This window comes from Planktothrix pseudagardhii, assembly GCF_904830925.1.
Taxonomy (GTDB): Bacteria; Cyanobacteriota; Cyanobacteriia; order Cyanobacteriales; family Microcoleaceae; genus Planktothrix; species Planktothrix tepida.
The window spans coordinates 4,638,556-4,663,856 of sequence record NZ_LR882967.1 but is presented as its reverse complement, the minus strand read 5'-3'; the positions used below and the strand labels follow the sequence as shown (position 1 = coordinate 4,663,856).

The 25,301-nt window shown below is 40.9% G+C and carries 28 protein-coding genes; 13 read left to right on the top strand and 15 right to left on the bottom strand.

From position 1 onward, the window contains the following. Positions 1–14: 14 nt before the first annotated feature. Entirely contained in the window at positions 15–194 is a 180-nt protein-coding gene (locus tag NMK36_RS20050) for a hypothetical protein (RefSeq protein ID WP_072719927.1), read from the bottom strand. A 594-nt stretch (positions 195–788) separates the two neighbouring features. On the opposite strand from NMK36_RS20050, the gene NMK36_RS20045 reads away from it, so the two are divergent. The 5 genes from NMK36_RS20045 to NMK36_RS20025 all read left to right on the top strand — a co-directional run bounded on the left by NMK36_RS20045 (position 789) and on the right by NMK36_RS20025 (position 6,518). Then, positions 789–2,219: a nicotinate phosphoribosyltransferase gene (locus NMK36_RS20045; protein WP_254174483.1), complete on the top strand. Its 1,431-nt coding sequence runs from the start codon at positions 789–791 to the stop codon at positions 2,217–2,219. Between the two features lie 193 nt (positions 2,220–2,412). Then, positions 2,413–3,351 (top strand): ADP-ribosylglycohydrolase family protein, encoded by a 939-nt coding sequence (locus NMK36_RS20040; protein ID WP_254174482.1) that lies wholly within the window; start codon positions 2,413–2,415, stop codon positions 3,349–3,351. A 47-nt stretch (positions 3,352–3,398) separates the two neighbouring features. Next, positions 3,399–3,977: a nicotinate-nucleotide adenylyltransferase gene (locus NMK36_RS20035; RefSeq protein ID WP_254174481.1), complete on the top strand. Its 579-nt coding sequence runs from the start codon at positions 3,399–3,401 to the stop codon at positions 3,975–3,977. A gap of 204 nt (positions 3,978–4,181) precedes the next feature. Beyond that, positions 4,182–4,916, top strand: coding sequence for an NUDIX hydrolase (locus NMK36_RS20030; RefSeq protein WP_072719924.1), 735 nt, complete (start codon positions 4,182–4,184; stop codon positions 4,914–4,916). 198 nt (positions 4,917–5,114) lie between these two features. Further along, positions 5,115–6,518 carry an IctB family putative bicarbonate transporter gene (locus tag NMK36_RS20025; RefSeq protein WP_254174480.1) on the top strand — a complete coding sequence of 468 codons (1,404 nt, stop codon included), beginning with the start codon at positions 5,115–5,117 and terminating at the stop codon, positions 6,516–6,518. A 71-nt stretch (positions 6,519–6,589) separates the two neighbouring features. Here the strand turns inward: NMK36_RS20025 and NMK36_RS20020 are convergent, their stop codons facing one another. Then, positions 6,590–6,772: a hypothetical protein gene (locus NMK36_RS20020; RefSeq protein ID WP_072719922.1), complete on the bottom strand. Its 183-nt coding sequence runs from the start codon at positions 6,770–6,772 to the stop codon at positions 6,590–6,592. Between the two features lie 874 nt (positions 6,773–7,646). Between NMK36_RS20020 and NMK36_RS20015 the strand changes: the two genes are divergently transcribed. Next, a complete protein-coding gene (locus NMK36_RS20015) occupies positions 7,647–7,868 on the top strand; it encodes a hypothetical protein (RefSeq protein WP_254174479.1) in 222 nt (73 codons plus the stop codon). Between the two features lie 82 nt (positions 7,869–7,950). On the opposite strand, the gene NMK36_RS20010 is transcribed toward NMK36_RS20015, so the two are convergent. The 4 genes from NMK36_RS20010 to NMK36_RS19995 all read right to left on the bottom strand — a co-directional run bounded on the left by NMK36_RS20010 (position 7,951) and on the right by NMK36_RS19995 (position 10,742). Then, positions 7,951–8,367 carry a TIGR02588 family protein gene (locus NMK36_RS20010; protein ID WP_072719920.1) on the bottom strand — a complete coding sequence of 139 codons (417 nt, stop codon included), beginning with the start codon at positions 8,365–8,367 and terminating at the stop codon, positions 7,951–7,953. Then, positions 8,364–9,266 carry a TIGR02587 family membrane protein gene (locus NMK36_RS20005; RefSeq protein ID WP_072719919.1) on the bottom strand — a complete coding sequence of 301 codons (903 nt, stop codon included), beginning with the start codon at positions 9,264–9,266 and terminating at the stop codon, positions 8,364–8,366. Before NMK36_RS20005 ends, NMK36_RS20010 begins: the two co-directional genes overlap by 4 nt. A gap of 89 nt (positions 9,267–9,355) precedes the next feature. After that, complete coding sequence (locus tag NMK36_RS20000) at positions 9,356–9,703, bottom strand: 4a-hydroxytetrahydrobiopterin dehydratase (RefSeq protein WP_072719918.1); 348 nt, start codon at positions 9,701–9,703, stop codon at positions 9,356–9,358. 121 nt (positions 9,704–9,824) lie between these two features. After that, the gene (locus NMK36_RS19995) at positions 9,825–10,742 is read right to left on the bottom strand and encodes a cation diffusion facilitator family transporter (RefSeq protein ID WP_072719917.1); all 918 of its coding nucleotides are present in this window, start codon (positions 10,740–10,742) and stop codon (positions 9,825–9,827) included. A gap of 157 nt (positions 10,743–10,899) precedes the next feature. Between NMK36_RS19995 and NMK36_RS19990 the strand changes: the two genes are divergently transcribed. Together NMK36_RS19990 and NMK36_RS19985 are read left to right on the top strand one after the other, a co-directional pair. After that, positions 10,900–11,256, top strand: coding sequence for a hypothetical protein (locus NMK36_RS19990; protein ID WP_072719916.1), 357 nt, complete (start codon positions 10,900–10,902; stop codon positions 11,254–11,256). 127 nt (positions 11,257–11,383) lie between these two features. Further along, positions 11,384–11,785: a hypothetical protein gene (locus tag NMK36_RS19985; protein ID WP_072719915.1), complete on the top strand. Its 402-nt coding sequence runs from the start codon at positions 11,384–11,386 to the stop codon at positions 11,783–11,785. A gap of 455 nt (positions 11,786–12,240) precedes the next feature. Here NMK36_RS19985 and NMK36_RS19980 read toward each other — a convergent pair whose 3' ends face one another. From NMK36_RS19980 to rbfA, 3 genes are all read right to left on the bottom strand, one after another. Then, positions 12,241–12,465 carry a DUF4327 family protein gene (locus NMK36_RS19980; RefSeq protein WP_072719914.1) on the bottom strand — a complete coding sequence of 75 codons (225 nt, stop codon included), beginning with the start codon at positions 12,463–12,465 and terminating at the stop codon, positions 12,241–12,243. A gap of 232 nt (positions 12,466–12,697) precedes the next feature. Next, a complete protein-coding gene (locus tag NMK36_RS19975; RefSeq protein ID WP_072719913.1) occupies positions 12,698–14,302 on the bottom strand; it encodes a glycoside hydrolase family 3 N-terminal domain-containing protein in 1,605 nt (534 codons plus the stop codon). A gap of 181 nt (positions 14,303–14,483) precedes the next feature. Then, positions 14,484–14,882 carry a 30S ribosome-binding factor RbfA gene (gene rbfA / locus NMK36_RS19970; protein ID WP_072719912.1) on the bottom strand — a complete coding sequence of 133 codons (399 nt, stop codon included), beginning with the start codon at positions 14,880–14,882 and terminating at the stop codon, positions 14,484–14,486. A 144-nt stretch (positions 14,883–15,026) separates the two neighbouring features. Here rbfA and sipA point away from each other — a divergent pair, with 144 nt between their 5' ends. Continuing rightward, positions 15,027–15,278, top strand: a complete 252-nt coding sequence (gene sipA, locus NMK36_RS19965) for a regulatory protein SipA (protein ID WP_072719911.1) — start codon at positions 15,027–15,029, stop codon at positions 15,276–15,278. A 111-nt stretch (positions 15,279–15,389) separates the two neighbouring features. Here sipA and NMK36_RS19960 read toward each other — a convergent pair whose 3' ends face one another. The 3 genes from NMK36_RS19960 to NMK36_RS19950 all read right to left on the bottom strand — a co-directional run bounded on the left by NMK36_RS19960 (position 15,390) and on the right by NMK36_RS19950 (position 19,699). Beyond that, a complete protein-coding gene (locus NMK36_RS19960) occupies positions 15,390–16,214 on the bottom strand; it encodes an alpha/beta hydrolase (protein WP_072719910.1) in 825 nt (274 codons plus the stop codon). A gap of 173 nt (positions 16,215–16,387) precedes the next feature. After that, positions 16,388–17,284, bottom strand: a complete 897-nt coding sequence (locus tag NMK36_RS19955) for a type II secretion system F family protein (RefSeq protein WP_072719909.1) — start codon at positions 17,282–17,284, stop codon at positions 16,388–16,390. A 294-nt stretch (positions 17,285–17,578) separates the two neighbouring features. Next, positions 17,579–19,699, bottom strand: a complete 2,121-nt coding sequence (locus tag NMK36_RS19950; protein WP_254174478.1) for a S8 family serine peptidase — start codon at positions 19,697–19,699, stop codon at positions 17,579–17,581. Positions 19,700–19,935: 236 nt separating this feature from the next. Here NMK36_RS19950 and NMK36_RS19945 point away from each other — a divergent pair, with 236 nt between their 5' ends. The 3 genes from NMK36_RS19945 (at position 19,936) to grxD (ending at position 21,538) form a co-directional block, all read left to right on the top strand. Beyond that, positions 19,936–20,604, top strand: coding sequence for a hypothetical protein (locus tag NMK36_RS19945; RefSeq protein WP_072719907.1), 669 nt, complete (start codon positions 19,936–19,938; stop codon positions 20,602–20,604). 210 nt (positions 20,605–20,814) lie between these two features. Further along, positions 20,815–21,072: a BolA family protein gene (locus NMK36_RS19940; RefSeq protein WP_072719906.1), complete on the top strand. Its 258-nt coding sequence runs from the start codon at positions 20,815–20,817 to the stop codon at positions 21,070–21,072. Positions 21,073–21,214: 142 nt separating this feature from the next. After that, positions 21,215–21,538, top strand: coding sequence for a Grx4 family monothiol glutaredoxin (gene grxD / locus NMK36_RS19935; RefSeq protein ID WP_254175209.1), 324 nt, complete (start codon positions 21,215–21,217; stop codon positions 21,536–21,538). A gap of 180 nt (positions 21,539–21,718) precedes the next feature. Here grxD and NMK36_RS19930 read toward each other — a convergent pair whose 3' ends face one another. Then, positions 21,719–21,967 (bottom strand): DUF6761 family protein, encoded by a 249-nt coding sequence (locus NMK36_RS19930; RefSeq protein WP_072719905.1) that lies wholly within the window; start codon positions 21,965–21,967, stop codon positions 21,719–21,721. 317 nt (positions 21,968–22,284) lie between these two features. On the opposite strand from NMK36_RS19930, the gene NMK36_RS19925 reads away from it, so the two are divergent. After that, complete coding sequence (locus NMK36_RS19925) at positions 22,285–23,043, top strand: response regulator transcription factor (RefSeq protein ID WP_072719904.1); 759 nt, start codon at positions 22,285–22,287, stop codon at positions 23,041–23,043. Between the two features lie 322 nt (positions 23,044–23,365). On the opposite strand, the gene NMK36_RS19920 is transcribed toward NMK36_RS19925, so the two are convergent. Together NMK36_RS19920 and NMK36_RS19915 are read right to left on the bottom strand one after the other, a co-directional pair. Next, complete coding sequence (locus NMK36_RS19920) at positions 23,366–23,944, bottom strand: hypothetical protein (RefSeq protein WP_072720476.1); 579 nt, start codon at positions 23,942–23,944, stop codon at positions 23,366–23,368. A gap of 55 nt (positions 23,945–23,999) precedes the next feature. Then, positions 24,000–25,244 carry an RNA-guided endonuclease InsQ/TnpB family protein gene (locus NMK36_RS19915; protein WP_254174477.1) on the bottom strand — a complete coding sequence of 415 codons (1,245 nt, stop codon included), beginning with the start codon at positions 25,242–25,244 and terminating at the stop codon, positions 24,000–24,002. Positions 25,245–25,301: the final 57 nt, after the last annotated feature.

The window sequence follows — 25,301 nt, the reverse complement described above, 5'->3', positions numbered from 1 at the left end:
CTAGGAAAAACTTCTTAATTGGGAGGAACAATTGGGTCATCTTCACCGGTTTTCTGGATTTGAGACAGAATGATGAAGGGTTGAGATGTCTGAGGTCTTTTAACAATAGAATAGACCCCTATACCTGCATTTTCAAATTGTTCAGGCAAGAAAATACTACCGTTAACAACACTAGATAACAGAAGAGTCAACATAAATTTGCAAGTCTCCATTGAAGTGAAATACAGCACCAAAAATGTGCATAACAAAACTTTCTGTTGCTTTCATCGGCTGTGTATAGACCAGGTGCAGCAGAAATTGATGAAAAATCCGGTATAGAAACGTTACGCCTAAAAATTGTCTGTTGAGAACAGGGGAGACAAGATTAGGGATGGATAGACTTGAAAGATGAGTGGTTGTTTGGTAGCAGATCTAAAATAGCAGAGCAAACTCATCACTTTGAGTTTGATAGGTCTATTACCAGTTTAAGCGGAATTCTACTTTTGTACAAATGTTGATTTTCTGAAACTATAGGGGGGAATAGGGAACAGGGAACAGGGAACAGTAAGAAGTGAAAGGGGTTTAGGTTTTAGCATCAGTCTCTGTCCTCACACCCCCGGCTCGACTGCTCTATGATCTAATCTTCGATTTTAATGAAAATTACCATAAATAAATGTAAATTTTTCCTGAAAACCGCTTAAAATCTCGAAAAAACAGCATTTTTCTCAAACGGTATCTAGGGTTACTCTTAATAAATTTGGTAAAATCTACTATAATTAAAGTATTGAGTTCACCTAGGATGTGACGTTATGACTACCGCCTTGTCTCCCCTTCAGTTTCAGGAAGTTTGGGAAGACCCCGACCTGAATTTTACCCCCGATGATTATAGTCTATTGACCGACCTCTACCAACTGACAATGATTGCCTGTTATACCGGGGAGGGACTCGACCAACGACAAGCCAGTTTTGAACTGTTTACGCGCCGTCTACCGGAAGGGTTTGGCTATTTAATTGCCATGGGACTCGCCCAAGCCCTCGACTATTTAGAAAAATTCCGCTTCAGCGAGGCTCAACTTCATGCCCTACAGTCTACAGGACTGTTTACCCACGCCCCCCAGAACTTTTGGTCACTGTTGGCTACCGGACGCTTTACCGGGGATGTGTGGGCAGTTCCTGAAGGGACAGCTATTTTTGCGAACCAACCCTTTTTGAGAATAGAAGCACCCCTATGGCAAGCTCAGTTAATCGAAACTTATCTATTAAATACAATTAATTACCAAACCTTAATTGCGACCCGTGCAGCCCGGTTGCGGGATGTGGCGGGGCCAACAGCAACGTTATTAGAATTTGGCACAAGACGGGCGTTTAGTCCCCAGGCTTCCATTTGGGCGGCGCGGGCGGCTTTAGCTGGGGGGTTGGATGCAACCTCTAACGTGTTAGCAGCATTGAAATTAGGGCGAAAACCCACCGGAACGATGGCCCATGCGTTAGTAATGGCAATTTCGGCTTTAGAAGGGTCAGAAACTCAGGCGTTTACGGCTTTTCATCGCTATTTTCCAGGATCTCCTTTATTAATCGATACCTATAATACAATTGATGCCGCCCATCAACTTTCAGAACAGGTGAAACGGGGAGAAATTGAACTAAAAGGGGTGCGTTTAGATTCGGGGGATTTAGTGAGTTTATCACAGCAAGTGCGATCACTTCTTCCGAATGTTCCGATTTTTGCCAGTGGGGATTTAGATGAATATGAAATCGCCCGTTTAAAAGCAGCCGGGGCAATCATTGATGGCTATGGTTTGGGGACAAAATTAGTGACAGGAACTCCCGTAAATGGGGTTTATAAGTTAGTTGAAATTGAAGGAAAACCCGTGATGAAAGAAGCAACGGGAAAAACAACTTATCCAGGGAGAAAGCAAATTTTCAGAACGTTGAAACAAGGTCAATTAATGGCTGATGAGATTGGGTTAATAACAGAACCAATGGAGTCTGAATCTGGGCATTATTCTAATGTGCAATCAATATTTTCGTCACGGATACCGTTAATGCAGTTAGTGATGAAGGAAGGAAAACGACTTTATCCGACTGAATCTTTAACAGAAATAGCAAAACGTACAGCGAAATCCGTTGCCAGTTTACCCTCAAAAACCCGATGTTTAAATCATCCCATTTCCCCAACAATTCAGAATTCTCCAGCGTTACAAGAATTAACAGAAACCACCCGTCATTCATTGTTGTAGAATGGGAACAACCCCCCATTCATCTGCTACCGATTGAAACTCATGATTGATATCGGGTGTGGGGTCTGGGGTGTGGAAAATTAAAGATTATCAAATGGAGTAGAATGTGGGGTAATTCCTGTGAGAAGTGCTGACACATCCTACGGTTTTAAATGGATTAAAAAATAATCATGAGGAGCAACCCATTTTAAATATGAAAAAATCATCAATTTTATCGGGTTTAATGGGAGTTTGTGTGGGTGATGCACTAGGGGTTCCTGTAGAATTTTCTAGTCGCCAAGAACGTCTTCAAAATCCCATCACAACCATGACGGGACATGGAACTTATAGACAACCTCCGGGTACTTGGTCGGATGATAGTTCGTTGATGTTATGTTTAGCAGATAGTCTCTGTCAGGGATATAATTTAAAAACGATTGCTGATTCTTTTGGTCGTTGGCGCTATCAGCAAGAATGGACACCTCATGGTGTAGTATTTGATATTGGTGGAACAACAAATCAAGCGATTAGAAATATCCTCAATGGGGTTAATCCTGTGGAAGCAGGAGAAACCGATGAACGCAGTAATGGAAATGGTTCCTTGATGCGAATTTTACCGATGGTGTATTTATCTTCCAGCGTTTCATTCTATCAATTAATCCAGTGGGTTCATGAATGTTCTTGTTTAACCCATGCTCATGTCCGATCTCAAATGGCTTGCGGGATTTATATTAGTATTGCTGTTAAACTACTTGAAGGTTTAGACCTAAAATCTGCTTACCTTGAAGGAATAGAAGCTGTAAAACCGATTTATTATAATCCCACTTTAACGGTAGAAGCTTCTCGGTTTGAACGGGTTTTAACCGGAAAAATTGATCAGTTATCAATGGGTGAAATTGAATCCAGTGGTTATGTGATTCATACCTTAGAAGCATCTTTGTGGTGTTTATTAACGACATCTTCTTACGCTGAAGCCGTTCTCAAAGCCGTTAATTTAGGAGAAGATACCGACACAACAGCCGCAGTAACCGGAGGTTTAGCCGGACTTTATTATGGGTTGGAAAATATTCCGTCAGAATGGATTGAACAAATTGCTCGCAAAGATGATATTATTGCTTTATCTAAGCGGTTAGAACAAGCAATTTTCCAATAATTTTGTTTTTATTTTGTTAATAAAAGTGACTTAAACAAAAATCAACAATGACTCAAATTGCCCTATTTGGAACCAGTGCAGACCCTCCAACCGCAGGACATCAAGCCATTCTCCATTGGTTATCTCAACGGTTTGATCGAGTTGTAGTTTGGGCATCAGATAATCCGTTTAAAACCCATCAAACGCCCTTGGAACATCGGATGAAAATGCTATGTTTATTAATAGAGGAAATTAACCCGCCCAACCTTAATATTGCTGTGTATCCTGAACTGAGTAGTCGCCGAACCTTAGAAACCCTAGAAAGGGCAAAACAATATTGGTCAGATGCAGAATATACCTTAGTGATTGGTTCAGATTTAGTTCAACAAATTTCCCAATGGTATCAAATAGAAAATCTTTTAAAACAAGTAAAATTATTAATTGTTCCTCGACCGGGTTATGGGGTAGAAGCAACAGATTTAGAGAAACTTAAACAGTTAGGGGGACAGGTAAAAATTGCTGATATTAAAGGTTTACCAGTTTCCTCAAGTCACTATCGTCAAACCGGAAATATAGAGGTTTTACCGCCTCCTGTACAAGCTTATATTGATCAAGAACAGTTATATGAGTCTACTGTTAAACACTGAAAAAAATATTACAATTAATTTTTAACATTATTAACATTATTTTAGATAAGCTTTATTGAAAAGGTTAAAAACTTAATCAAATGCTATGCTAATATGAAATACTTAAATTTCTGCTAGGGATGTAAGAACTATTGTCGCTTCCCTATTCCTTCTATAGACTTCTTTTTTCAATGGCATCTAAAAATCTAGGGTTAGGATAAATAAATGATTGAAAGAAATTCTAAAAAAACAGAATCTCCTCTCTTAGAAAATTTTAAGGTTGGGGTTGATAATGTGATTTTTTCTGTTGATACCGGGCAAAATCGTCTATTAGTTTTATTAGTCATGCGAAAAGAAGAACCCTTTATTAATACATGGAGTTTACCAGGAACTTTAGTCCAAAAAGGAGAATCTTTAGAAGATGCAGCCTATCGAATTTTATCAGAAAAAATTTGGGTTGAAAATTTATATTTAGAACAATTATATACCTTTGGAGGGCCAAATCGTGATCCCAGAGAAGCACCGGATAGTTATAATATTCGCTATTTATCCGTCAGTTATTTTGCCATAGTTCGGTTTGAAGAAGCTAAATTAATTGCGGATAAAGTCACAGGAATTGCTTGGTATCCCATTGACAAAGTTCCCCAGTTAGCCTTTGATCATAATCAAATTTTAGAATATGGTTATCGTCGATTACAAAATAAAGTAGAATATAGTCCCGTTGCTTTTGATGTGCTACCGCAAGTGTTTACGTTAGGAGATTTATATCAATTTTATACAACAATTTTGGGAGAAGGCTTTTCCGACTATTCTAACTTTAGAACCCGTTTACTGAAGTTAGGATTTCTCTCGGATACGGGGGTAAAAACATCACGGGGGGCGGGTAGACCAGCAAGTTTATATCGATTTGATGCGGAAGCATTTGCACCCTTAAAAAATAAACCTTTAGTGTTTGTTTAATCTGGGCTTATAACTCCCTATTTTTTAAAATTCTACCTAATTCAGCCCCAGTTTCTATAACGGTTTATTGACCTAGTATTAAACAGTTATGGGGTCAGAGTCGAGAGAAAGAATAGAGAATGTTGTTCACAACAGGTAAATTAAGGTATACTAATGTCTGAATTTCATTCTCTATGATCTCAAAACCTATTACATGGCATGACCACCTTAAACACCGTTTGGCAACAATTTACCCTGCAAAATGTATTAATCTACCAATGGCGTAATACCAGTGTTCTCTACCGCTTAACAGGCGTTTTACACCAATGGCGACAGGGAAGTTGGTTATTGCAGTGGGGTGAACCCTTGGCGGCTGTATTAATTAGTATTGTATTTGGTTTAGCACCCTTTGTAGGAACCGCATTAATTGGGGTTTTATTAATTGCTTGTGCCGCTTGGTGGCTAATATTAACTCTCACCGATGAACCTTCACAAACAGCCTTTACGCCGATTCATTTAATTGTTTTATTATACTGGGGAATTGCTACCATTGCAACCGCCTTATCTCCTGTAAAAATAGCGGCATTTAGTGGGTGGACAAAATTAACCCTTTATTTAATTTTATTCGCTTTAATGGCGAAGATATTGCGATCGCCAAAAATCCGTTCAATTTTTATTACTATTTTTTTGTTAACGGCTTTAATCGTCAGTGTTTATGGTTTAAGACAGTGGTTTTATGGGGCGGAAGCCTTAGCCACTTGGGTTGATCCGACCTCTCCTCAGTCAAACTTAACACGAGTTTATAGTTATTTAGATAACCCAAATCTATTAGCCGGATATTTATTACCCGCAGTGGGATTAAGTTTAGCATCCTTCTTTGTTTGGAAAGGGATTTTACCAAAAGCTTTAGCCTTAACCATGATTATTGTTAATTCCTCCTGTTTAATTTTAACCTTTAGCCGAGGAGGATGGATTGGATTAGTGCTATTACTGTTTACCTTTTCCATTCTATTATTATACTGGTTCAGTATTCGATTTTCTCCCTTTTGGCGACAATGGGCTTTACCCATAGGTTTAACTGGATTAACCCTTTTCCTATTATTCGCAGTGATATTTGTTCCCCCAGTTCGAGATCGGGTAGCGAGTATTTTTGCTGGACGGGGAGATAGTAGTAATAACTTTAGAATTAATGTTTGGATGTCGGTGATTGAAATGATTAAAGATCGCCCCATCTTAGGAATTGGCCCTGGAAATGTAGCTTTTAATAAGATTTATCCTCTTTATATGCAGCCTCGTTACACCGCTTTAAGTGCCTATTCAATTCTTTTAGAAATTACCGTTGAAACTGGCATTATTGGTTTAAGTTGTTTTCTGTGGTTATTAACAATAACCTTTAATCAAGGATGGATGCAATTAAAACGACTCAGAGAGTTAGGAAATATCCAAGGATTTTGGTTAATGGCAGCAATTTCCACTTTAGTTGGAATGTTGGGTCATGGATTAGTTGATACGGTTTGGTATCGTCCCCAAGTTAATACTTTATGGTGGCTCATGATTGCATTAATAGCCAGTTATTATCAACCTAAACCTCGAATTTTATCCGATGAAGTTCAGACGTATTGAAATCCCTAATTTCTTCTCTCCTTCGGTGTCCTGTCCCCTTCCAATACGTCTACAAATCGGTTATTCAAGGGTTATCCAATCCTCATTAATGCTTCTAATTCTTCGGTGATAGTGTAGTCAAGGGTTCCTAAAATTGCAGGAGGAAAGAAGTTTTTAATTGAAGACCAAAGTTCCTGAGCTTGTTTAACTTTTTCCTGGGAATAAAATGCACCAGCAACCGTAGAAGTAGAACTGTAGCACAACAATAATTCCATAGTCAGATTCTCACAAGTCGATGATGTTTACCTGTACTCAGTAAAACCTAAGTTGCTGAATTTCTACTCATTGTTGTGCTAGTTTTTGATGTGATCCCTCAATACCTAGACAGTCAACACTTCAACTCCGATGGATGGGTCTTAAGGTGATCTGGAGTGAGGTAACTCCCTAGGACAGTTTGTCAAACTGGCACAATCTTTTTCTAGTTGACTGTAATTTGTAGTGTTTTTCTACTCTAACACAATAATATAGGTTTCAGGACAATCGAGGAAACATTCAAGTCCAGGTGTAAGAATTGAAACCCTTAAAATCCGCGAATTTACAGGGATTTAATCATCTGTGATCACAGGTCTAAGTAATTTACCTTAAAGTATCTTCCATTTTGAATAAAACCCTGTATTATATGTAAGGTAAACAAAGAGAAATATCACAACTTCCTTAATAACTCAGGAAAGTTGCATTTTCTGAAGGGTAAGGTCAGAATAACTCAGGAAATTCTGGGTGTCTTATTGACAAAAGTGGTTTCCTTGAGTTAAGAATAGCTTTGGTGAGTGAAGTGTTTTTATTCCCAATCTTTCCTAATTTCTCGCTAGAATTTTAGGAACTGGGAACCCTCACTACTCATTCAGCCGATATTAAAGTCAGGGGAATACAAAAGTGACTTGTATTGCACTCAATTTAAGCGTTCTAGGAATCGAGAATCTTCAATTGAATAGCTTCAAGTTGCTTCAAACTATGTCCCTGAAAACCGAAAGAGTTAAACCTCAATCTGGGTTTAATATTGAACTTCCCTTTCAGAACTATTTCTGAGATTAAGGGGTGTTGTTTCTCAATCTAGTTAGTTACCTATTTCCAATCTTCTTGAGATCTCCTATGAAAAAGTTTGCTGTAGTGTTCACGGGTTTAGCAATAGCTTCTTCTTGTTTATTAACGGCTTGTGGTGGTAATACCACCACTGAAACTACCCCTGCTCCTGAAGCTTCTCCAGCAGCAACCACTGCTCCAGCAGCTTCTCCTTCTCCAGCAGCGACTACTTCCCCAGCAGCGACCACTGCTCCAGCAGCTTCTCCTTCTCCGGCGGCTTCTCCCAAATAAGGGAATTAATTTTACCGGATTCGATTTTATTTCCTCTCCCATTACTCAGGGGAGGAAATTGTTTTTATTTAATGAATCAGTCTCACGGTAACTTATAACTGGCGACTCGAATTCTAACTTCTCCTTCTTGGGGGTTATGACTGAAAATAAATGCACCTGATGCTGATTCTCCGCCAGAAAGATAATCAATTTGTTGTTCTCCCTGTTCAATGACTGTTCCATTCAAGTAAAATTCTCCAATTACTTGTACTGATTGTGCGGTTTCTCCTCCTTCATTGATGACGGTAAAGGGTATATAAAATTGTTCCTGTTCTTGGCGTATCATTTCCCGTTGACCCAAGGTTAAAACTGGAGGTTTATGTTTTTGAATTCGCCAACTATAAATTACCAATCCCAACAACAGTCCCAGAATAACGATAGCAATACTAAAGCTAAATTTTTCAGCTATTGAGAAATTCGATTCTGATGAATTTTGATTCGATATATCATCTTTAATCATATTGCTAAACGTCCTGCTGCTCCTCCAACGGTTGCCGGAAGGCCTAAAATTAAAGTCGAGCGTAGCCATAAAAACCAAGGATCACTAAAATTTAATTTCTGAAAGAACCACAGCATAAAAACGGAAGCGATTAGAGAAATTAAATAAGAAAAAATGGTTTCGGTGTGGGGCGATTGAAATAATCCTTGCTGATGATGACGCTTTTGTTGATTGATAAAACCCGCCGCAAAAACAATTCCATAGGAAATGATTAAAGAGGCTATAATAATAGCAATTAACCCAGGAGGAGAAGTTGCACCCGCAAGAATCCGCACTTCATCCGTAGGCGCAATATTAAAGGCAATAAACATCGCTCCAATAAAGGTAGCACTGATATCATCCACTGTGTCTTTTAAATTGATTTTATGCGCTTTCAAAAAAGTGGATTTTTCGGGCTTTTTCTGTTGAGATGATGAGGAAGGTTTAGAGGGTTCATCACTTAACATTAACTCAGCTAACGCAGCACCAATGGCAAAGGGAATGCTTTCTAAAATAATTTTTCCCAGAGCTTCATTGAGGGGAGTCTTTTGATTAATTTCTTTTAGTAATATTAAAATTAAGGTGGTACAAACTAACCCAATAGCCAAAGCTTCAACACTTTCTAAAAGTGTATTTTTTAACGTTTTCTGTTGATGACGACGAAATCCAGAGACTCGGTTTAATAAAAACACAACAAAGTAGGTAATTCCCAATAGCGTTAGCATTAAAGGGGGTTCTGTAAAGGAACCAATTTGCCAAACTTCCATTGTATATAACAGGGGAATTCCAAATAAAAATCCCCCGGACATTCCTCGCACCAGTTCTTGGCACTCAAAAGACCAAGATTTTGAACGATTTGCAGAATAGACTTGCTTTTTCATTCATCTTAAAGGAGATAAGCTGTTATAATTAATAATAGGAAATAGGGAAATCATTAAGCATCTTACTCCTAATGAGTAATTCGTAATTTTTAATTCTTAACGCCTGCTAAATCATCGGTTTTAGCTGCCATAATAAAGTCATTTTGATGTAACCCTGAAATAGCATGAGTCCACCAAGTTACCGTAACTTTTCCATATTCTGTTAATAAAGCAGGATGATGATTTTCTAATTCAGCAATTTCACCCACTTGATTTGTAAAAGCTAAAGCCGTTTTAAAATCTGGGAATGAATAAGATCTTTGTAGTCGGGATTCTCCATCTACTTCAATTAAATGCCAATAAGGAATTTGAGGTTTGAGGGCAGCAATTTCCTCTAAACTCACGGGAGTTGATTTTTGATGGCAAGCCTCACACCTTTGTTGAGTTAAAGATGTCATTTTTATCTCCTTAATATAATCAATTAAGTTTGATTTTTAAACTTATTTATTGAATCAGCATAAAAAAAAACGGATTAAATATTATCTATCTACAGAGAGAATTTTGCGGTTTCATCTTTGCCTATTGAGACTCATAGGTAATTTGTTCCGATTGATATTGGGGGGGTTCAACATGAATTAAAATTCTGACCGGACTAAAACGGTTTTCTAATTCTGTTTCAACTGCTTCTGTAATACTGTGGGCTGTTTCTACATCTGTTGCTTCCACAATCATGTGCATTTCAATAAAAACTTGCCGTCCAATCATCCCACGAGACGCAATATTATGGCAATTTACGACACCGGGAACAGACATGGCAATCTCTTTAATGGTTTCGGGATCAATCACCATTTGATCGACTAACCAAGGCAAATTTTCTGTTAATACACTCCAGCCACTTTTAAATACTAATAAGGCTACGGGAAACGCTAAAATTACATCTAAATATTGCAATTTAGGCAAATTCCAAACTTCTCCTTGCCAAATTCCAATTAATCCTCCAAGCACCATAATGGTTATCCAAACATCACTCATTGTATGTTTAGCATCGGCTACTAAAACAGCACTGCCTAAACGCTGTCCAGCAGTCCGTTCATAATAAGCTACAAAAATATTAATCCCTAAAACAATCAACAAAATCCATAATTCATGAGGAGAAATTTTGACAGGTTCACCTCCTCTAAAAACTCGTTCCACGGCTCCACTTAAAATTTGAAAACAGGCAATTCCCAAAAAAACACCAACACCCAAAGCCCCTAACGCATCGAATTTTTGATGTCCATAGGGATGTTCTCGATCCGGTTTGGGAGAGGCAAAATGATTCGTAACTAACCCTAAAACATTATTAGCACTATCTGTTACACTATGGAGGGCATCAGCGAGTAAGCTCAAAGACCCTGTTATGGTTCCGATAATCACTTTAATCGCCATGACTAACAGATTTAAACCGAGTGTTAGTAATAAAACCCATTGAATTTTTGAACGATTATCCTGAACCATAAAACCTCCCCTTTGAAACTTTGAGGCTAAAGGAAAACTTTTTTTAGAATATCATCTTCTCTAATTAAATTAGCTATTGAAATTAATTTTCATTTCGGTTAACTTAACAGTAAAATCAGATTAAAGGATTTTAAGTGTTGTTTTGAATAGGTTTTCTATGTCTGCTTCTCCACTCACACTCAATTTAACTCAAGGTTCTGTCTCTCTGCGGTTTACCCCCGAAGCCGCCCAGAATTTAAAAGGGGTGCTCGATGAAATCATGCAAAAACTCAAAGCGGTGGCGGCAAAAACAACTCCAGGAAGTGGTAAACCCACCCCTCAAAAACCGATTGAATATCAATATACCGGGGATATTTTTTTAGAAGTTTTTTGTAACCCTAATATTTGGCCAAGTCCCTTTGCGGCGAAAGTCTTGATTACAGTCCGCGATGAACGCATTAAACTCATGACTGAAGCGGAACTCACCCGAATTATTGATGATGTGAATCAATACCTCGACCAAGTAAGGGAATAAGTTGTTAGAATATACAAGCAAAATCGGGCTTTTTTTGGCTTAGGCTAACTCATCCCGAACAAATCTACCAAACGCTGATCACATTCAAGCTTGAATCCTATCTAAATTGAGGAATGTTTTGATTCTGATGAATCCTGAACACTTAACCGACCTACTCCACAAAGGATTTCGCGTCACCCTTGGCGCGACTTCTTCCCTGATTGAGATCCTACAAGATCCTTACAAACGCAATGAGAATCTCGGAAAAATTCAGTCACAGGTTAGCGAATTAGCTGATGAATGGGCTGAAAAAGGAAAAATGACCGAGCAAGAAGCTCGCAATTTTGTGGATACGATCCTTTCTCAACGTCATCAGAACGTTAATACAGACACAACAACGGTAACAACTTCGTCTTCTGTTCCCTATCCCTCAACAGTTCCAAGTGGGTCTGACCCAGAACCTATCCGGGAAATTCAAGACCTCACAACTCAAATCGCCGAGTTACGAGATGAATTAAAACACCTACGCGAATCCAATTCTTCTCACTAATAACGATTAATCCCGCCTCCAAAACTCAACTATTGGGATCAGAATTGATCGGAATTGGGCTCCAGAGGAACGGGCGGGATTATCGTTTTCAGTCTTATTGCTTGATATCTAATCGCAGAATCTATCCTGAAATTGTTCAATTTCATACTGCCATCGATACCACATCGCACGAGCTTAAATTTTAACTTTATTATTCGTTCCCAAATCTCAGATCTTGAGGAAGGTTCCTTCAAACTGCCAGGATTAATCCTAAGTCAACTCATTGATTACGAATTCAAGATATTTTAGACTTAAGACATCGGAAATCAGCAAGGCTTGAAAGAGCCAATAGATTGAGTTTCTAACTTGACCTGGATCAGTAGACCCATAAATTTGAGACTACAGATGCAGGAGCCAACATTTAGCGAACTAAAAAGTGTGAAAAATCTTTTGTGTTTTAAAATTCAGTCGAGATTTTAATCGTTATCCCAGGTTTCATGGCCAATTAAGTCGCCAATTCGATCTCTGAGCAAGAAATTGCACTCTTCCAACTCACACTCCACACAAGCCCATTCCCGCGCTGGAATATATTGGCAAAGTGTATAGATGGGTTGCTGACGGCTCACAATTCCCTTGGTGACGAGTTGGCGGGCTTCGTCTTTGATCACATCTAATGAATATTGGACAGTGGTGTAAGTCATAGTTCGCCCTCTTGGGGTTGCCGGAGAAGTTTTTGGCATCACTATTAATATAATCGAAAAATTGATTTTAGGAAAGGTTTTTTTTCAGTATAAGCCAATACAAATACCAGGGCTTTTTCCATAAAAATCTGAAAAGCCCCTAGACATACGCCCAGGACGTAGGTTAAGCCTTCCGAAGTTTTTCTGTGATCACCGTCTGGATTGATGATCAGACACTATTCTTAACTTTTTCTTAAATTCCCCAGAGAACTTTTAATGCAATCTCTTGTGCAACCGACGTTTGACCATAGGAGAAAACAAAAGGAGTTTTAGGGGGAATTTGAGGTAAAAACTGTTCTAGGGTGTAGGGACTTCCGTAAATTACAAGCCCCTGTAACTGATTCTGTCTTAATAGAATATTTAACCAATCTTGAGCAATTTGCGTTAACCCTGAACTATCACGGAAGGCATTCGCGCGAATAAAGACTTGCAGTAAGGTCGGATCAGAAGAAATACGGAGTGATGAATCATTTTGCGAATCCGAAGATACCGGAGCATGACAATCAACCAGTTGTAACCGATAACCCAACTGGGCTGGACGAGCGATCGCCGGGGTATGATTTCCTAAAATCCCACAATTGAGCAAATCATCGACAATCACCAAATTTCGCATCGGTTGCGGAGTCTGAGGAAGAACTAACGGTAAGGTTCCTCCCTGTTTTAGAGAATCCTGTAAAATTGTCCTCACCAGTTGTTGAGAGGTCGGTTGAGATAGGGAATCAAATAAAGTCTTGGGATCTCGATGCGGGAAACAATAGGACTCCGACCGTTGCCAGTCTGGAAATACCTTGGCTTTTGCCTGCCAAATTCGCTGCACAGATACTTCAATTCGTTCACGAGAAATCCGACCCTCAGCCACCGCCGTACAAACAGCTTTAATCGTTACTTGGGGATCAAGGGGCATTAATAAAATATCCGCCCCCGCTTCAACCGCTAAAATCGCCGCCTCTTCGGGACTATATTGTTTAGCGATCGCCCCCATCACTAAAGCATCGGTCACCACCAACCCCTCAAACCCTAACCGTTGTCTTAATTGACCCTGAACAATGGCCGGAGATAAGGTAGCCGGACGTTCCGTATCCCAAGCGGGAATTAATAAATGCGCCATCATCACCGCATCCACCCCCGATGCCATACTCGCAATAAAAGGGGGTAATTCCACCTGAGCTAAACGTTCATCCGCGTGGGGAATTACAGGTAATTCTAAATGGGAATCAATCGCCGTATCTCCATGACCCGGAAAATGTTTCGCTGTTGTTAATACCGGATAACCTTGACATCCCCGAATAAAAGCCGTTGCTAACTGACTCACCCGTTCTGGAGTTTCCCCAAAAGAACGAACATTAATCACCGGATTTTTAGGATTATTATTAACATCTACGACCGGAGCTAATATCCAATTTAAGCCTACCGTCAGAGCTTCTTGGGCGGTAATCGCCCCCATTTTTTCCGCATAAAATTCGGCTTGTTCCAGGGATTGATTTGCTAACGCCCCAATTGCCATCAGAGGCGGAAACCAAGTCGCCCCTGCAAATCTCTGACCGACCCCCTCTTCCACATCGGCAGCCACCAATAACGGAAATTTAGCCCAGGATTGCAATAATTGAGTCCGAGCCGCCAATTCCGCCACACTCCCATCCACTAAAATGACTCCTCCCACGCCCAAATCCTGTAACCAATATTGCAAGCGCTGGGCCGGAGGTTCCCAAAGGGAATAACGAATTTGATGATCAAATAAAAAACCAGAGGCGCGCACCACGACCATCTGGGCTACTTGTTCTGCTAAAGAAAGAGTCATAAATGGGCAGTTATCAGTTATCAGTTATCAGTTATCAGTTATCAGTGTTGGCTGACGATTGACAGTTACACAGTACAGAATAAGGAGCGTTAATTATTTTTTTCTCTCCCCCGCTCCCCTTATCCCCTTATCCCCTTGTCCCCTTGTCCCCTTGTCCCCCTGTCCCCTTGTCCCCTGCCTTCTACTCCTCTTCCCCATAATCACTAAAGTCTTCTTCGTCAGGTTTGCGGTTGTGGGCAATTTCGTTTAATAAGGTTAACATTTTGTCTCCCCGTTCCAAGGAACGATCTTCTAAAAAAATCACTTCTGGAGTACGACGCAAACGAACGCGCTGACCTAAATAGGAACGGATATAACCCGTTGCAGACTTTAACCCTTCCATCGTTTCTCGTCTAGCCTCTTCCGTCCCATAAATACTGACAAAAATTTTGGCGTGTTGTAGATCACCTGAAACATCTACATCCGTAATACTCACCAGACCACTGCCAACACGGTCATCTTTAATCCCATCAATCAGGATCTGACTGACCTCCCGTTTAATTTGTGAAGCCACACGGGACACTCGACGATCTGTAGCCATGATTACGACCCCCTCAAACAGTCTTATTCTTCCACTGTCTCAAGTTTAACGTGCTTATTTCTCATTTGACCGCTAAAATCCCGATAATTGGGGGATTAAGCCCCATGATATCTTACGGATTGAAGATCATTTCTGGGTTTGTTAATGGAAAAAGAGTTTGAAATCCGGCAAAAAGTAAGAGTGATTGCCATTCCTCCCTATGTGAAAACAGCCGAACCCATGCCAATTTTACGGCCATCAAGTGTGATTAAACTCGGTGAAGTCGGTGTTGTGATTGATAGACGACCCGGTGGCTATTGGGGGGTTTTATTCTCCAAAGGAGCCTTCTTACTGGATAGTCAATATATTGAAGCCGTAGAACCCTATAAAGAGGAGGAGACGATGAAACATACTTAAATTGAAGCGATCGCAACAAAGAGGAAACAACCGTTCCTACTCTACAAAACGATGCCACCCCTTGAAGAGATGGCATCACCCACAGAAAAAGGTTAGTTTAGAACAACACCTTTACCACAGACCTCGGACAGGGGGTGGTGGCGGCGGTAGTGGGGGTGGGGGTGGCGGTAGTGGGGGTCGGGGTGCAGGTGGTGGTGCTGGGGGTGCAGGAGGGAAATTTACTTCTTGCAGTGAACACCCAGCTTTTCCATATTGAGAGGCTTTCTTAAACAGAGAATCGAGATTCCCGGCTAGACCCTTAACTTTATCCACTGTCTCAGGAATATTGCCGATATCAACGTATGCTCCAGGGGTGGGATAGTTATCGAGAATATCCAAGAAAGAGAGTTTCCCGTCTGCACTGAGGGCATTGATCAAGGCTGCACGGATTGCTGTCCCGTTCATCGCAGCAGTGCTATTCGAGATTCCGGGTTTTCCGCGATGCAGTCTAATCGTTTTCCCCACCGCATTCGTTAATTCTTCACCTTCTGGGGAGGTGATAATGCAAGTAAAAGGTACTAAATCAAAACCGACCTCTAAGGTCATCAGACCTCGAAGGGTATCAGGTTCGATTTTAGAGGCCTTAACGATTTGGCTAATCGTTTTGGTCATTTCCCCAGTTTCGGCAAAAGTCTTTAACTCACTGATTAAGATGGGGACTTGGAAAGGGCCGTAGGTCAGAATTACACGATCTTCTCCACAGAATACCGTGCGATCCGCGTTAGGAAAATCGAGAATCGGTGAAGGGACTCTCATATAATCCGGGGATGGGGGGCAAGCGCTAGGATGGTGCGCTTTTGCTTGGGGAATCATAACAGCAGTGTTGCTGAATAATACCCCAGCTAGTACCCCCAAAATTAATCTCGGTTGTAGTCTTTGAGGTTTGGGTATTTTCATTATCAACTGATAATTGCAAAAAAATCAGTGTGTTTTGACTTAACAGCTTAAATGGTGTTGCCAAGTTTCACAAGAGTAAAGTCCAATTTTTTAGAAGAGTAGGGAATAAATTGTCGGGTGTAGGGTCTAAAGCATAGCGTGTAAGGTTTAGGGTGTGGGCTATAGAGCCGACATTAACTGGGTAACAGAATTAATAGGGATTTTAGAGATTGTAGTGCTAATAGCAAGACAACTGTACCCGCAATAATAATTGTGGCAGGAACGAGAAGACTCTGTAGACGACGTAAGGTTTGTTCAAGTTCCTCTTCATAGTAATTTGTGAGTTTTTGTAAGGCTAAATCTAATCTTCCCGTCGCTTCTCCGGTGCGGATCATTTGCAAAGCCACCGCAGGTAAACGCCCTTCTAAGCTTTGACTCAAGGTTTTTTCGGCAGGTATTTGACCTAATGCAATGGTAATAGTAGCTTTCATTTCCGATTTCGGAATATGAGCGCGAATTAATTCCAATGCGGCTAACAACGACATTCCACAACTCAGGGGTAATTTTAATTCTCCCAAATACAACATCATCCGGGCTGTGGCAATTTTTTTCACCAAGGGTAAACGAGGCACAATTTTAGGAATCGCCAATCCAATCACCGCTAAAATTCCCAACACGAAAAACCACCCCTGACCCGATAAACCCGATAAATAACATAAAGTGAGTACCAACAGGGCAATACTGATAGCTGTAGTAATAGCAGCAAGGGTGACAGATTGATACAGTTGTTGATGACGAGCTTGTTGTTCCTCAATCTCAGCAATTCGATAGCAAATTTCCGGTAACATCCCCTGGGATTCTCCCAGTTGGATCAAACCAATTGTCCAACGGTCAAAATATCGGGATGCTAAGGCTAAGGCGGAGGCTAAATCAGCCCCTCTTCCTGTTGCTGCTATCATTTTATTGAGATAACGGCTTAATTGAGGATAGCTTTCTTTCCCCACCAAAGTTAAGCTCTGCTGTACCGTTAAGCCGGAGTTAAATAATGTTGCCAATTGGAAGAAAAAAAGAGCTTTTTCGCGGGGAGTCATTAGGGAACTGGGTGTTACTGCTTGAGGGCAGAAGTTACAGAGGTGAGGATAGGTGAAGGTTGGTTCATCATCTATCCTCAACTGGATGCTCTATTGTGCCAAAAAGGAACCCTAGAATCAAGGGTTGTTGGCAATTTTAAGAGATCCGTTGACCATTAGCCCATCTCAACCGGAGTAATATTCCGTTCCTTGAGAGGTGATTCAACTTCGGTAAGCCTTAATTAGAAACCGGGTTGCTTGATCAAACGTTGAATTTCCACCCCTAGATAAAATCAAAAACCCGGTTTTTATAAATTACAACCCTAAATCCAGTTTCCAATATTTGAGAGTTCCCGTATTTTCAGCAACAGCATCAATCACCCTTAACTGCCAATTCCCTTCGGCTGGAAGATTGAGAAACTGTCTTAAATAAAGTGTGTTTTGTAAGGTGTAGGTGGTTTTTAATTGAGTTTTAACCCCTAAAGTTCGATTTTGAAGTAAGACTTTATCCCCATTGGGTGCAACTAACCAAACTTCAAGATCTCCTAAGAAACTATGTTCAATTTCAACTGTTACCTGAATATCTTGAATAGGACTGGTTTCTGTAATCGCAATTGAACTAATCAGACCATTCGGATTATTATCAGGAATAGCTAGACTTTGACTATTTTCTTTGGAAATATTGCGAGAAATTTGTTGCTGAACCATGCGTTTATTTTGTGCCATTTGTACCGCTTTAAACGCATTGACTTTGCCATAGCCAAACCATTGAGAATAGCCATTTTTATCATAATTTCCCATGCGAATTCCTAACTGAGGATCAGGATCAGAATCCACAATTTTATCTGAACTTTGTTCAAGAATTCGTCGGACTTCTTGGGCTGTTAAATTCGGATTAGCAGATAACACTAAAGCTGCAACCCCAGCCACAACCGGAGTCGCACTAGAGGTTCCACCGAAATAGGGTGTAAAATCCGATTGATCATAACCGGCGGCTCCCATGCGGTCAGTCGTAAATACCCCTAATCCAGGTAACGTTCCTTTCAAAACCGGAGGAGTACCAATATATCCGGTTTCTTGTAACCACATTCCGGGTGGCGCATTATTACTGGGAGCGCAGACACAAACCCCGGTTCCCCAGTTACTATAAGCCGATTTTTTACCCAGACTATTAGAAGCAGAAACCGCAATGACATCAGGATGAACTGCAAAACCAGATAACCATTTAACCCGACCCTTAATAATATCATTAGGCCAGCCGGATTCATCGAGTATTCCATTAACGGGACGATTCGCATTTCCCGCCGCAAAAATAATTACACAACCTTTACCCTGACGACCTTTAGTTGCAGCTTTATTAATAACAGCTTTTTGACGAACTGATAAAGGAAAATAAATGGCACTCGCCCCCCAACTACAGGAAATAACAGAAGCTCCTTTATCAATCGCCCAGTTAAAAATTTGTTCAACGGATTCATCATCTAAAAACCCTGTTGTCCGAATCGGCATTAAAGCACAACCGGGTGCTACCCCAACAATTCCTTGGCCGTTTTCTTCCGCTACAGCCACCCCTGCACAAGCGGTTCCGTGATTATCCGTTGGAACTTCGGGAAGGGGTAAACTATCTCGACCCTTTAAATCCAAAGGCGCAACAATTTTACCAACCCCTTGAAAATCCGGGTGATTAATATCAACAGAATCATCGCTAATTGCCACAACAATAGAACGAACTCCTCTGGTAATATCCCAAGCTTGTTCAGCCGAAATATGGCAACCTGCTGCCATTTGATTACCTTCATTACAATGTAAATACCATTGCTTACTGTACAGGGAATCACGGGGAACATAATGGGGCTGACTTCTAATCACAATATTCGGTTCAGCCAATAAAACCTGAGTATTTCGAGTTAAACGATTGGCAATTTTTAAAGGATTGTCTTGAGCTTGAGTTGTGATTTCATAAACAAAACCATTCGGTATCCCTTCTATCGGTTTTAACTCTTTTAATCCTAGTTCTGAAGTAATAGACTCTCGTGTTGAAGCATCAACTTCTTCTTGAAACTGAATGGTCAGTTGATTAGTTAAATAAATCACTGAGGTGGGATCGTTATCCAGTTGGTAAACATGACTGGCAAAGTCAATATACTCGGAATTCCGGGCTAATGCCATCGCCTCATCCAATTGATTGGGAGCCACTGTAACTTCCTCTAAGGCTGGAGGAACACTATTGGCGTGTTGCATTGGAATCGGTGGCTGTGGTAAATCTTTCATTCCAGAGGTACTGGGAGATAATCTGACCGTAAAGCGATCAGGAACTTTATGCAGAATTAATTCCTCTCCACCCCGTTGCAAAACATTACTGATACTCTCGTCAGGGACGCCAATTCCTTGATAGTTTTGTTGCGAAGCATTAGATGAGTTAACTGGTGATGTCATATTTAATCTATCCTTTCTCCTCAAAGGTTTAAATTCACATTCATAATGTAGATCTATCTATTCTGGACGGTTTGGCAGAAAACAAATAAAATCCTGGCTCCCCACCCCCCAAAAAAAATATAACCTGTCTCGGTAAAGCTGGGATGAGGTTACTGACACAGTATGGGATTGGTCAAGATCAATGATAAGATCCATGAAGTTTAATGTTTTTTTTATCGCGTTCGCGCAATTGAGTCATGGTATCCTCTGGAACTGTTAGCTTCCTTCAACGTACAGCCTACCTATCTATCCCTTTGATGATGGCTTGGGGTGTCTTAGTCCCGCTCGGTGTTAATGCTCAAGAATCTTCTCCCACCCTTTCACCAGGGGATGTACAGTTGAGGGATGGCACAGAAACGGAGGTTGCGCCGCCATCGGGTGAGCCGGTGCCGCTTAATCCTAATGATATTCGTCCTTTGTCCTTGGATAGTAGTTTTTTAAGTATTGAGGGCGGGAAACGGTTAATGCAAGAAGCTGATACTGCTGTTTCCAGTGAAAATTACGCTGAAGCCGAAAAAAAACTTCAGGAAGCGCGTCAAGTTTTTAACCAATTATCCAATTTTTATCAACAGTTAGCGACCAGTTTTTCGGGTGTTGATAACCGCATTGCAGACAGTCATCGGAATGCGGCTCGTGAAACAGCACAAATGCGCGATACCGCCACCTATCAATTAGCATTATTACACCGAGCTAAAAATCAACCAGAACTCGCTGTTCCCCTATTAATTCAGATTATCCGATCCCAAGCACCCACGAGAGATTTAGGGAAAAAAGCATATCAACAGTTACTCGAATTAGGATTTGTAACTGATCCCTTTCCCCGCACAGGTAACGCAGAAACCCAACCTACTTCTGCTGCACCATAGTGGTAAGGGGAGCAGGGGAAGAGGAGGAGCAGGGGGAGAAGGGGAGCAGGGGGAGAAGAGGAGCGGGAGAGGAAATTATTAACGTCTAACTTCGCACTCCGCACTCTACACTCCGTACTCCGCACTCCGCACTCCGCACTCTACACTCCGCACTCTGTAACCAAACAGTCAACATCTAAAATATTTAAACACTATCGTTCAGGAATAGAGATGATTACACTCAATCAAGTTGAAGCAATGATTAAGTCGGAATTGCCGGATGCGTTGGTTCAAGTTCAAGATTTGGGAGGAGGCGACCATTTACAAGCAATTGTGGTGTCTGCTGAATTTGAGGGTAAAACGTTAGTCAAACAACACCAAATGGTTTATAAGGCTGTTAAAGAAGCAATGGCAACAGAAGCTATTCATGCCTTAGCATTAAAGACCTATACCCCTCAAGAATGGCAAAAAAACAGCGAAGTAGCTTAATTTTGATTTGGTTTGGGCAGAGATTAATGCTCAAATTCTCAAAAATAGGTTAAACTCAAATCGGAGAATGTGCAATCGTTTTGCGTCTCTATTTTCTGATCTCAATCCAACTCATTTGATTTTATTAATTCTCGAAAGAACCATGACTCCAGAAGTAACAGAAAAAATTGAAAATCTCATCAAGAAAAACAAAGTCTTTGTCTTTATGAAGGGGACAAAGCTCATGCCTATGTGCGGTTTTTCTAATAATGTTGTGCAGATTTTAAATAGTTTAGGCGTTCCTTTTGAAACCTGTGATGTTTTAGAAGATTATGAAATTCGCCAAGGGATTAAAGAATATTCTAGCTGGCCTACTATTCCCCAAGTTTATATCAATGGTGAATTGGTTGGGGGTTCCGATGTGATGATTGAACTTTATCAAAAAGGTGAATTACAGCAGCTGCTAGAAGTCGCTCTAGCTTCATAAGATTGTTGTGGGGTGTTGGGTGTGGGGTGTTGGAGTGCGAAGTGCGAAGTACGGAGTGCGAAGTGCGGAGTGCGAAGTTGGAAGTTAATAATTTCCCCTCCCGCTCCTGTTCTCCCCCTGCTCCTCTTCTTTTCCTGCTCTCTCTATCTCCCCTTCCCAAACCCTTTGCTGATAGCCTTCCTAATAATAGTCTACTTGAGGTTGAGGCATCGGCATTTCAAAATTTGAGGGATCGTAAATGTATCGGGTTGCTTCTTCCTCCAAACGACTAATTAAATAGGGTTCTAAAGTATTAGTGTGTCTGAGTGCTGCCAAATAACCGTCCAAATATAACCTGAGATCATCATAGCGATAACCTCGATTCCACATCTCGACAAGGGCGTCGGTGAGTTTTTGATAATGGCGAATGGTGAGTGTGTCCTGAAGCATAGTTTTAATGGGGTTTGAGTAGTGACTACTAGATTCAACAAGGATGGGTTCGCCATCCGGTCATTTTATTAAGAGTTTAATCATTGGGCAAGTCCGACACTGACTAGGGAGGTTAGAAAGGACTAAAGGGACAGTGACTTGTCTATCTCTATGTTAACTCCCTTTATCTTAACTTCTTCTCCCCATCACCCGGACTTCCTTTTCTTACTTTTATACTTTTGACGGAATAAGCTGATTGCAGAGTAACAGGAGCTACAAAATCAGAAAGATTACCCTGTTACCCTGGAAGTCAATATTGAAGAAGGAAGCTCGTATCCGTGGGATCTGCTTGTATTTCAATTATTGAAGGAAACCCGCATTTACGATCACTCTTGGGTTGGCATTTACAGCACGTTGGTTACTTGGTTTATCAAGCTGCTGATTTGCATAATGGAAGGGATATCTTCTATGCTCATCAACCCAATTTAGTGATTTTGGATGCTGAACTGCCAGAGGGGAATAGTTTGGAATTTTGCCAATGGCTTCAGCAGCAACGACAATCGTTAATTCTGATGTTGTCGGCTCGCACAACGGAATCGGATATTGTCCGAGGCTTGAGAGCGGGTGCTGACGACTATTTAGCAAAACCCTTTGGAATGCAGGAGTTTTTGGCGAGGACAGAATCCTTGATACGGCGTAGTCGCACGATTGTTCCGCCAACAACCTTGGATTATGGAGCGCTCAAAATTGACTTGGTACAACGTCGAGTTCGTTTACACAGTCAATTAATTGAACTCACGCCCCAAGAATACAGTCTGCTTTATGTTCTCGCACAAGCTTGCGGAGAACCGTTGAGTCGTTCAGAACTATTGCGACGAGCATGGCCAGATTCTATTGATAATCCCCGCACGATTGACACTCATGTTCTGTCGTTACGGAAAAAAGTAGAAACTGACCCCCGCCAACCGAATTTAATCCAAACGGTTCGTAATGTTGGCTATCGTCTCAATTTAGAAATTCTGAAAGCGGAAACCGTTCGCACCGCCAGACTCAATGGCAAATATCCACCAATTCGCGTGAAGACCGGAAGTGGCTAATCCCTAAGCTGAAACTTCTTACTATTAGAGCGTTAATTGTTGGCGGTCTAATCGTTTATTTTAATGATTCCCAATTCTCCTGGGATTGTTGCAGGGTCAGGGCTGTTATTGGCTCGGGATCAAGTCCTGTAGTGAATTTATCTCTAAGTGAAGATGGGGAGTTAACCGCAAACTCTGGAATCAAACCAACCCATTACTGTTATCGGTAGAAAGTTGGAATTCTTGGCGATGAAACCACTGTGGGAGAATTTGCCGTTGTTCTTGCCAATATGAGCAAAAGCTTTTAATTAGAGCCTTAGCCCTGCCAAAAATAGACTAAGAATTAACCGTTAAACGGAGGATAATGGAGAGCCGTAGAAATTGTCCAAATATCCATTAAACCCAATAATAAACTACACCCAAATACAATAAAATACATCCAAGGTTGAGCCAAGGGACGTACATCCGTTGTATCAATTCCGGTTTTTTCTTGAACGATGGCTACAAACTTGGCAAATCCAGCCATTCGCATGGGGAGTAAATAGCCCTCTCCCGTCTGGCTCAAAAAATAATAAACCAGTCCCCCTTGTCCAGTAGTTCTGGGTTTTAAAGCTTTAATCTGACTCCAGGAAAGTGACCATCCCTTACGAAACCGGGGAAGAACAGTAACCCAAGGGGAATAGGTGACTTGAATTCCCTGCTCATCTACAATCACCCGTTCTGTTAGAAGACCATAAACAATGATCGCTCCTAGCCCAATTCCCATCGCCAGGAATAGGGGAGAAACGGGAGCTTGGACAGCTTGTGCCAAAAACGGCAACGGGAGCATCAACACAGTGTAAAGACTTAACAAGGTGATGCGGATAACAGCAGAAATGCGAAATACAGTGGGACTGGATAAAACGACAGGTTCAACGGTCATATTAAAAGCGTTTACAAATGGATTGACATTCCCCGCTCTGAAGAGACGGGGATTCTTAAGAGATTTTCACTCTTAAAGGCTGAGTCAAACAACCCCTACCCACTCCGGCAAAACCATTGTGGCTACTTTTCTTTCCGATATTGGCAGCGCCATTACAATCAGCATTAATCAAATGCCCTTGTTGAGAACAATACAATCCACGTTTAACCCGTTTTCCAGAAAATTGATATTTTTGGGACGGGTCAGGATTGTAGACGGGAATATGATCACCATCCAAGAAACTTGCCTTACTGGTGTAAGATTCTTCCTGTTCGTGATACTTCAATCCATATCGTTCACACAAGTTTTTGAGTTTTTGTCTCAAACTCCAATAGGGAATTTGAACAAAATTCTGATTGTTTTTAGCTCCGATATTGATTTCTTGTTTGATACCGGGATTAACGCCAATAATCACCGTTCCAATCTGGTGTTTGATACACCAATCAATAATATATCGAGCCGATTTATTCAGATAATCTCTAACAAAATTGTTGCGGTTAAGCGTCAATCTAGCTTGACGTTTTGTGGTTCCCTTGATTTTTTGCAGATCTTTGATACTCTGCAATCTTGCATTTTCCTTGTTAAACCATTGGTTAACTGCTTTAAGTGGTTTACCATCCAAAAGAAAGGATGCCCCAACGGTACTGACACAAGTAGCAAGATTATCAAGTCCCAAGTCAATGGCAATAGCGTGATCAGGATTAATATCTTGAGGTTCGGGTTCTGCTTCTACAACGTATTCAATTTCAAAGAACCGAGCATTGTATTTGGGTAGAATTCGCACCTCTTTCAATATCTTCCCATTTAACCGTTCAGGAAATGGAAGACGGATAGAACCGAATTCCTTTCTGAATGCGTTAGACATAGGGACTTCAAACCCTCCGTTTTTTACCTTGATGCGTGGCATAATCAACGGAAAGTAACCTTCTTTTGGAAGGTATTTGGGCAAACGAATTTGCTCAAATCGATACAATCCTTGTTTTGCTGCTTTAATCAAGTTAAAAACAGAACGGAACGACCGAGCTACCACTTTCAGTGTTTGCTGTGCAATATCGGTATTGAGAAGTTTGTAATTCTCGTTATCCTTGCATTGATGGTAGTTCGATTCATATCTCAAGTATCTTTGTTCAGAAAAATAGAACTGTCTAACCGAGTAAAGCCCTACATTGTAAAGGTTTTTACTCAATCTACACAGTTCTCTCAAGGCAAGGAACTCTTGCTTACTGAGGTCACGAATTTGACATTTTTGAGTCAGATACATCAATTAGTCCTCTGCCTACAGCTATTATATAGCGAAAGTAGATTTTGGTGTTGACAA

Bases quoted from the DNA above. Each gene is read 5' to 3' on its own strand.
- NMK36_RS19950 (WP_254174478.1), bottom strand. From the start codon at position 19,699: ATGACATCACCAGTTAACTCATCTAATGCTTCGCAACAAAACTATCAA.
- NMK36_RS20040 (WP_254174482.1), top strand. From the start codon at position 2,413: ATGAAAAAATCATCAATTTTATCGGGTTTAATGGGAGTTTGTGTGGGT.
- NMK36_RS19920 (WP_072720476.1), bottom strand. From the start codon at position 23,944: ATGACCGTTGAACCTGTCGTTTTATCCAGTCCCACTGTATTTCGCATT.
- NMK36_RS19955 (WP_072719909.1), bottom strand. From the start codon at position 17,284: ATGACTCCCCGCGAAAAAGCTCTTTTTTTCTTCCAATTGGCAACATTA.
- NMK36_RS20010 (WP_072719920.1), bottom strand. From the start codon at position 8,367: ATGATTAAAGATGATATATCGAATCAAAATTCATCAGAATCGAATTTC.
- NMK36_RS19930 (WP_072719905.1), bottom strand. From the start codon at position 21,967: ATGCTTCAGGACACACTCACCATTCGCCATTATCAAAAACTCACCGAC.
- NMK36_RS19980 (WP_072719914.1), bottom strand. From the start codon at position 12,465: ATGACTTACACCACTGTCCAATATTCATTAGATGTGATCAAAGACGAA.
- NMK36_RS19915 (WP_254174477.1), bottom strand. From the start codon at position 25,244: ATGTATCTGACTCAAAAATGTCAAATTCGTGACCTCAGTAAGCAAGAG.
- NMK36_RS20000 (WP_072719918.1), bottom strand. From the start codon at position 9,703: ATGACATCTTTAACTCAACAAAGGTGTGAGGCTTGCCATCAAAAATCA.
- NMK36_RS19990 (WP_072719916.1), top strand. From the start codon at position 10,900: ATGTCTGCTTCTCCACTCACACTCAATTTAACTCAAGGTTCTGTCTCT.
- NMK36_RS19995 (WP_072719917.1), bottom strand. From the start codon at position 10,742: ATGGTTCAGGATAATCGTTCAAAAATTCAATGGGTTTTATTACTAACA.
- NMK36_RS20030 (WP_072719924.1), top strand. From the start codon at position 4,182: ATGATTGAAAGAAATTCTAAAAAAACAGAATCTCCTCTCTTAGAAAAT.
- NMK36_RS20005 (WP_072719919.1), bottom strand. From the start codon at position 9,266: ATGAAAAAGCAAGTCTATTCTGCAAATCGTTCAAAATCTTGGTCTTTT.
- NMK36_RS20045 (WP_254174483.1), top strand. From the start codon at position 789: ATGACTACCGCCTTGTCTCCCCTTCAGTTTCAGGAAGTTTGGGAAGAC.
- NMK36_RS20025 (WP_254174480.1), top strand. From the start codon at position 5,115: ATGACCACCTTAAACACCGTTTGGCAACAATTTACCCTGCAAAATGTA.
- NMK36_RS19940 (WP_072719906.1), top strand. From the start codon at position 20,815: ATGATTACACTCAATCAAGTTGAAGCAATGATTAAGTCGGAATTGCCG.
- rbfA (WP_072719912.1), bottom strand. From the start codon at position 14,882: ATGGCTACAGATCGTCGAGTGTCCCGTGTGGCTTCACAAATTAAACGG.
- NMK36_RS19975 (WP_072719913.1), bottom strand. From the start codon at position 14,302: ATGACTCTTTCTTTAGCAGAACAAGTAGCCCAGATGGTCGTGGTGCGC.
- NMK36_RS19960 (WP_072719910.1), bottom strand. From the start codon at position 16,214: ATGAAAATACCCAAACCTCAAAGACTACAACCGAGATTAATTTTGGGG.
- grxD (WP_254175209.1), top strand. From the start codon at position 21,215: ATGACTCCAGAAGTAACAGAAAAAATTGAAAATCTCATCAAGAAAAAC.
- NMK36_RS20050 (WP_072719927.1), bottom strand. From the start codon at position 194: ATGTTGACTCTTCTGTTATCTAGTGTTGTTAACGGTAGTATTTTCTTG.
- NMK36_RS20015 (WP_254174479.1), top strand. From the start codon at position 7,647: ATGAAAAAGTTTGCTGTAGTGTTCACGGGTTTAGCAATAGCTTCTTCT.
- NMK36_RS19985 (WP_072719915.1), top strand. From the start codon at position 11,384: ATGAATCCTGAACACTTAACCGACCTACTCCACAAAGGATTTCGCGTC.
- NMK36_RS19945 (WP_072719907.1), top strand. From the start codon at position 19,936: ATGGTATCCTCTGGAACTGTTAGCTTCCTTCAACGTACAGCCTACCTA.
- sipA (WP_072719911.1), top strand. From the start codon at position 15,027: ATGGAAAAAGAGTTTGAAATCCGGCAAAAAGTAAGAGTGATTGCCATT.
- NMK36_RS20035 (WP_254174481.1), top strand. From the start codon at position 3,399: ATGACTCAAATTGCCCTATTTGGAACCAGTGCAGACCCTCCAACCGCA.
- NMK36_RS20020 (WP_072719922.1), bottom strand. From the start codon at position 6,772: ATGGAATTATTGTTGTGCTACAGTTCTACTTCTACGGTTGCTGGTGCA.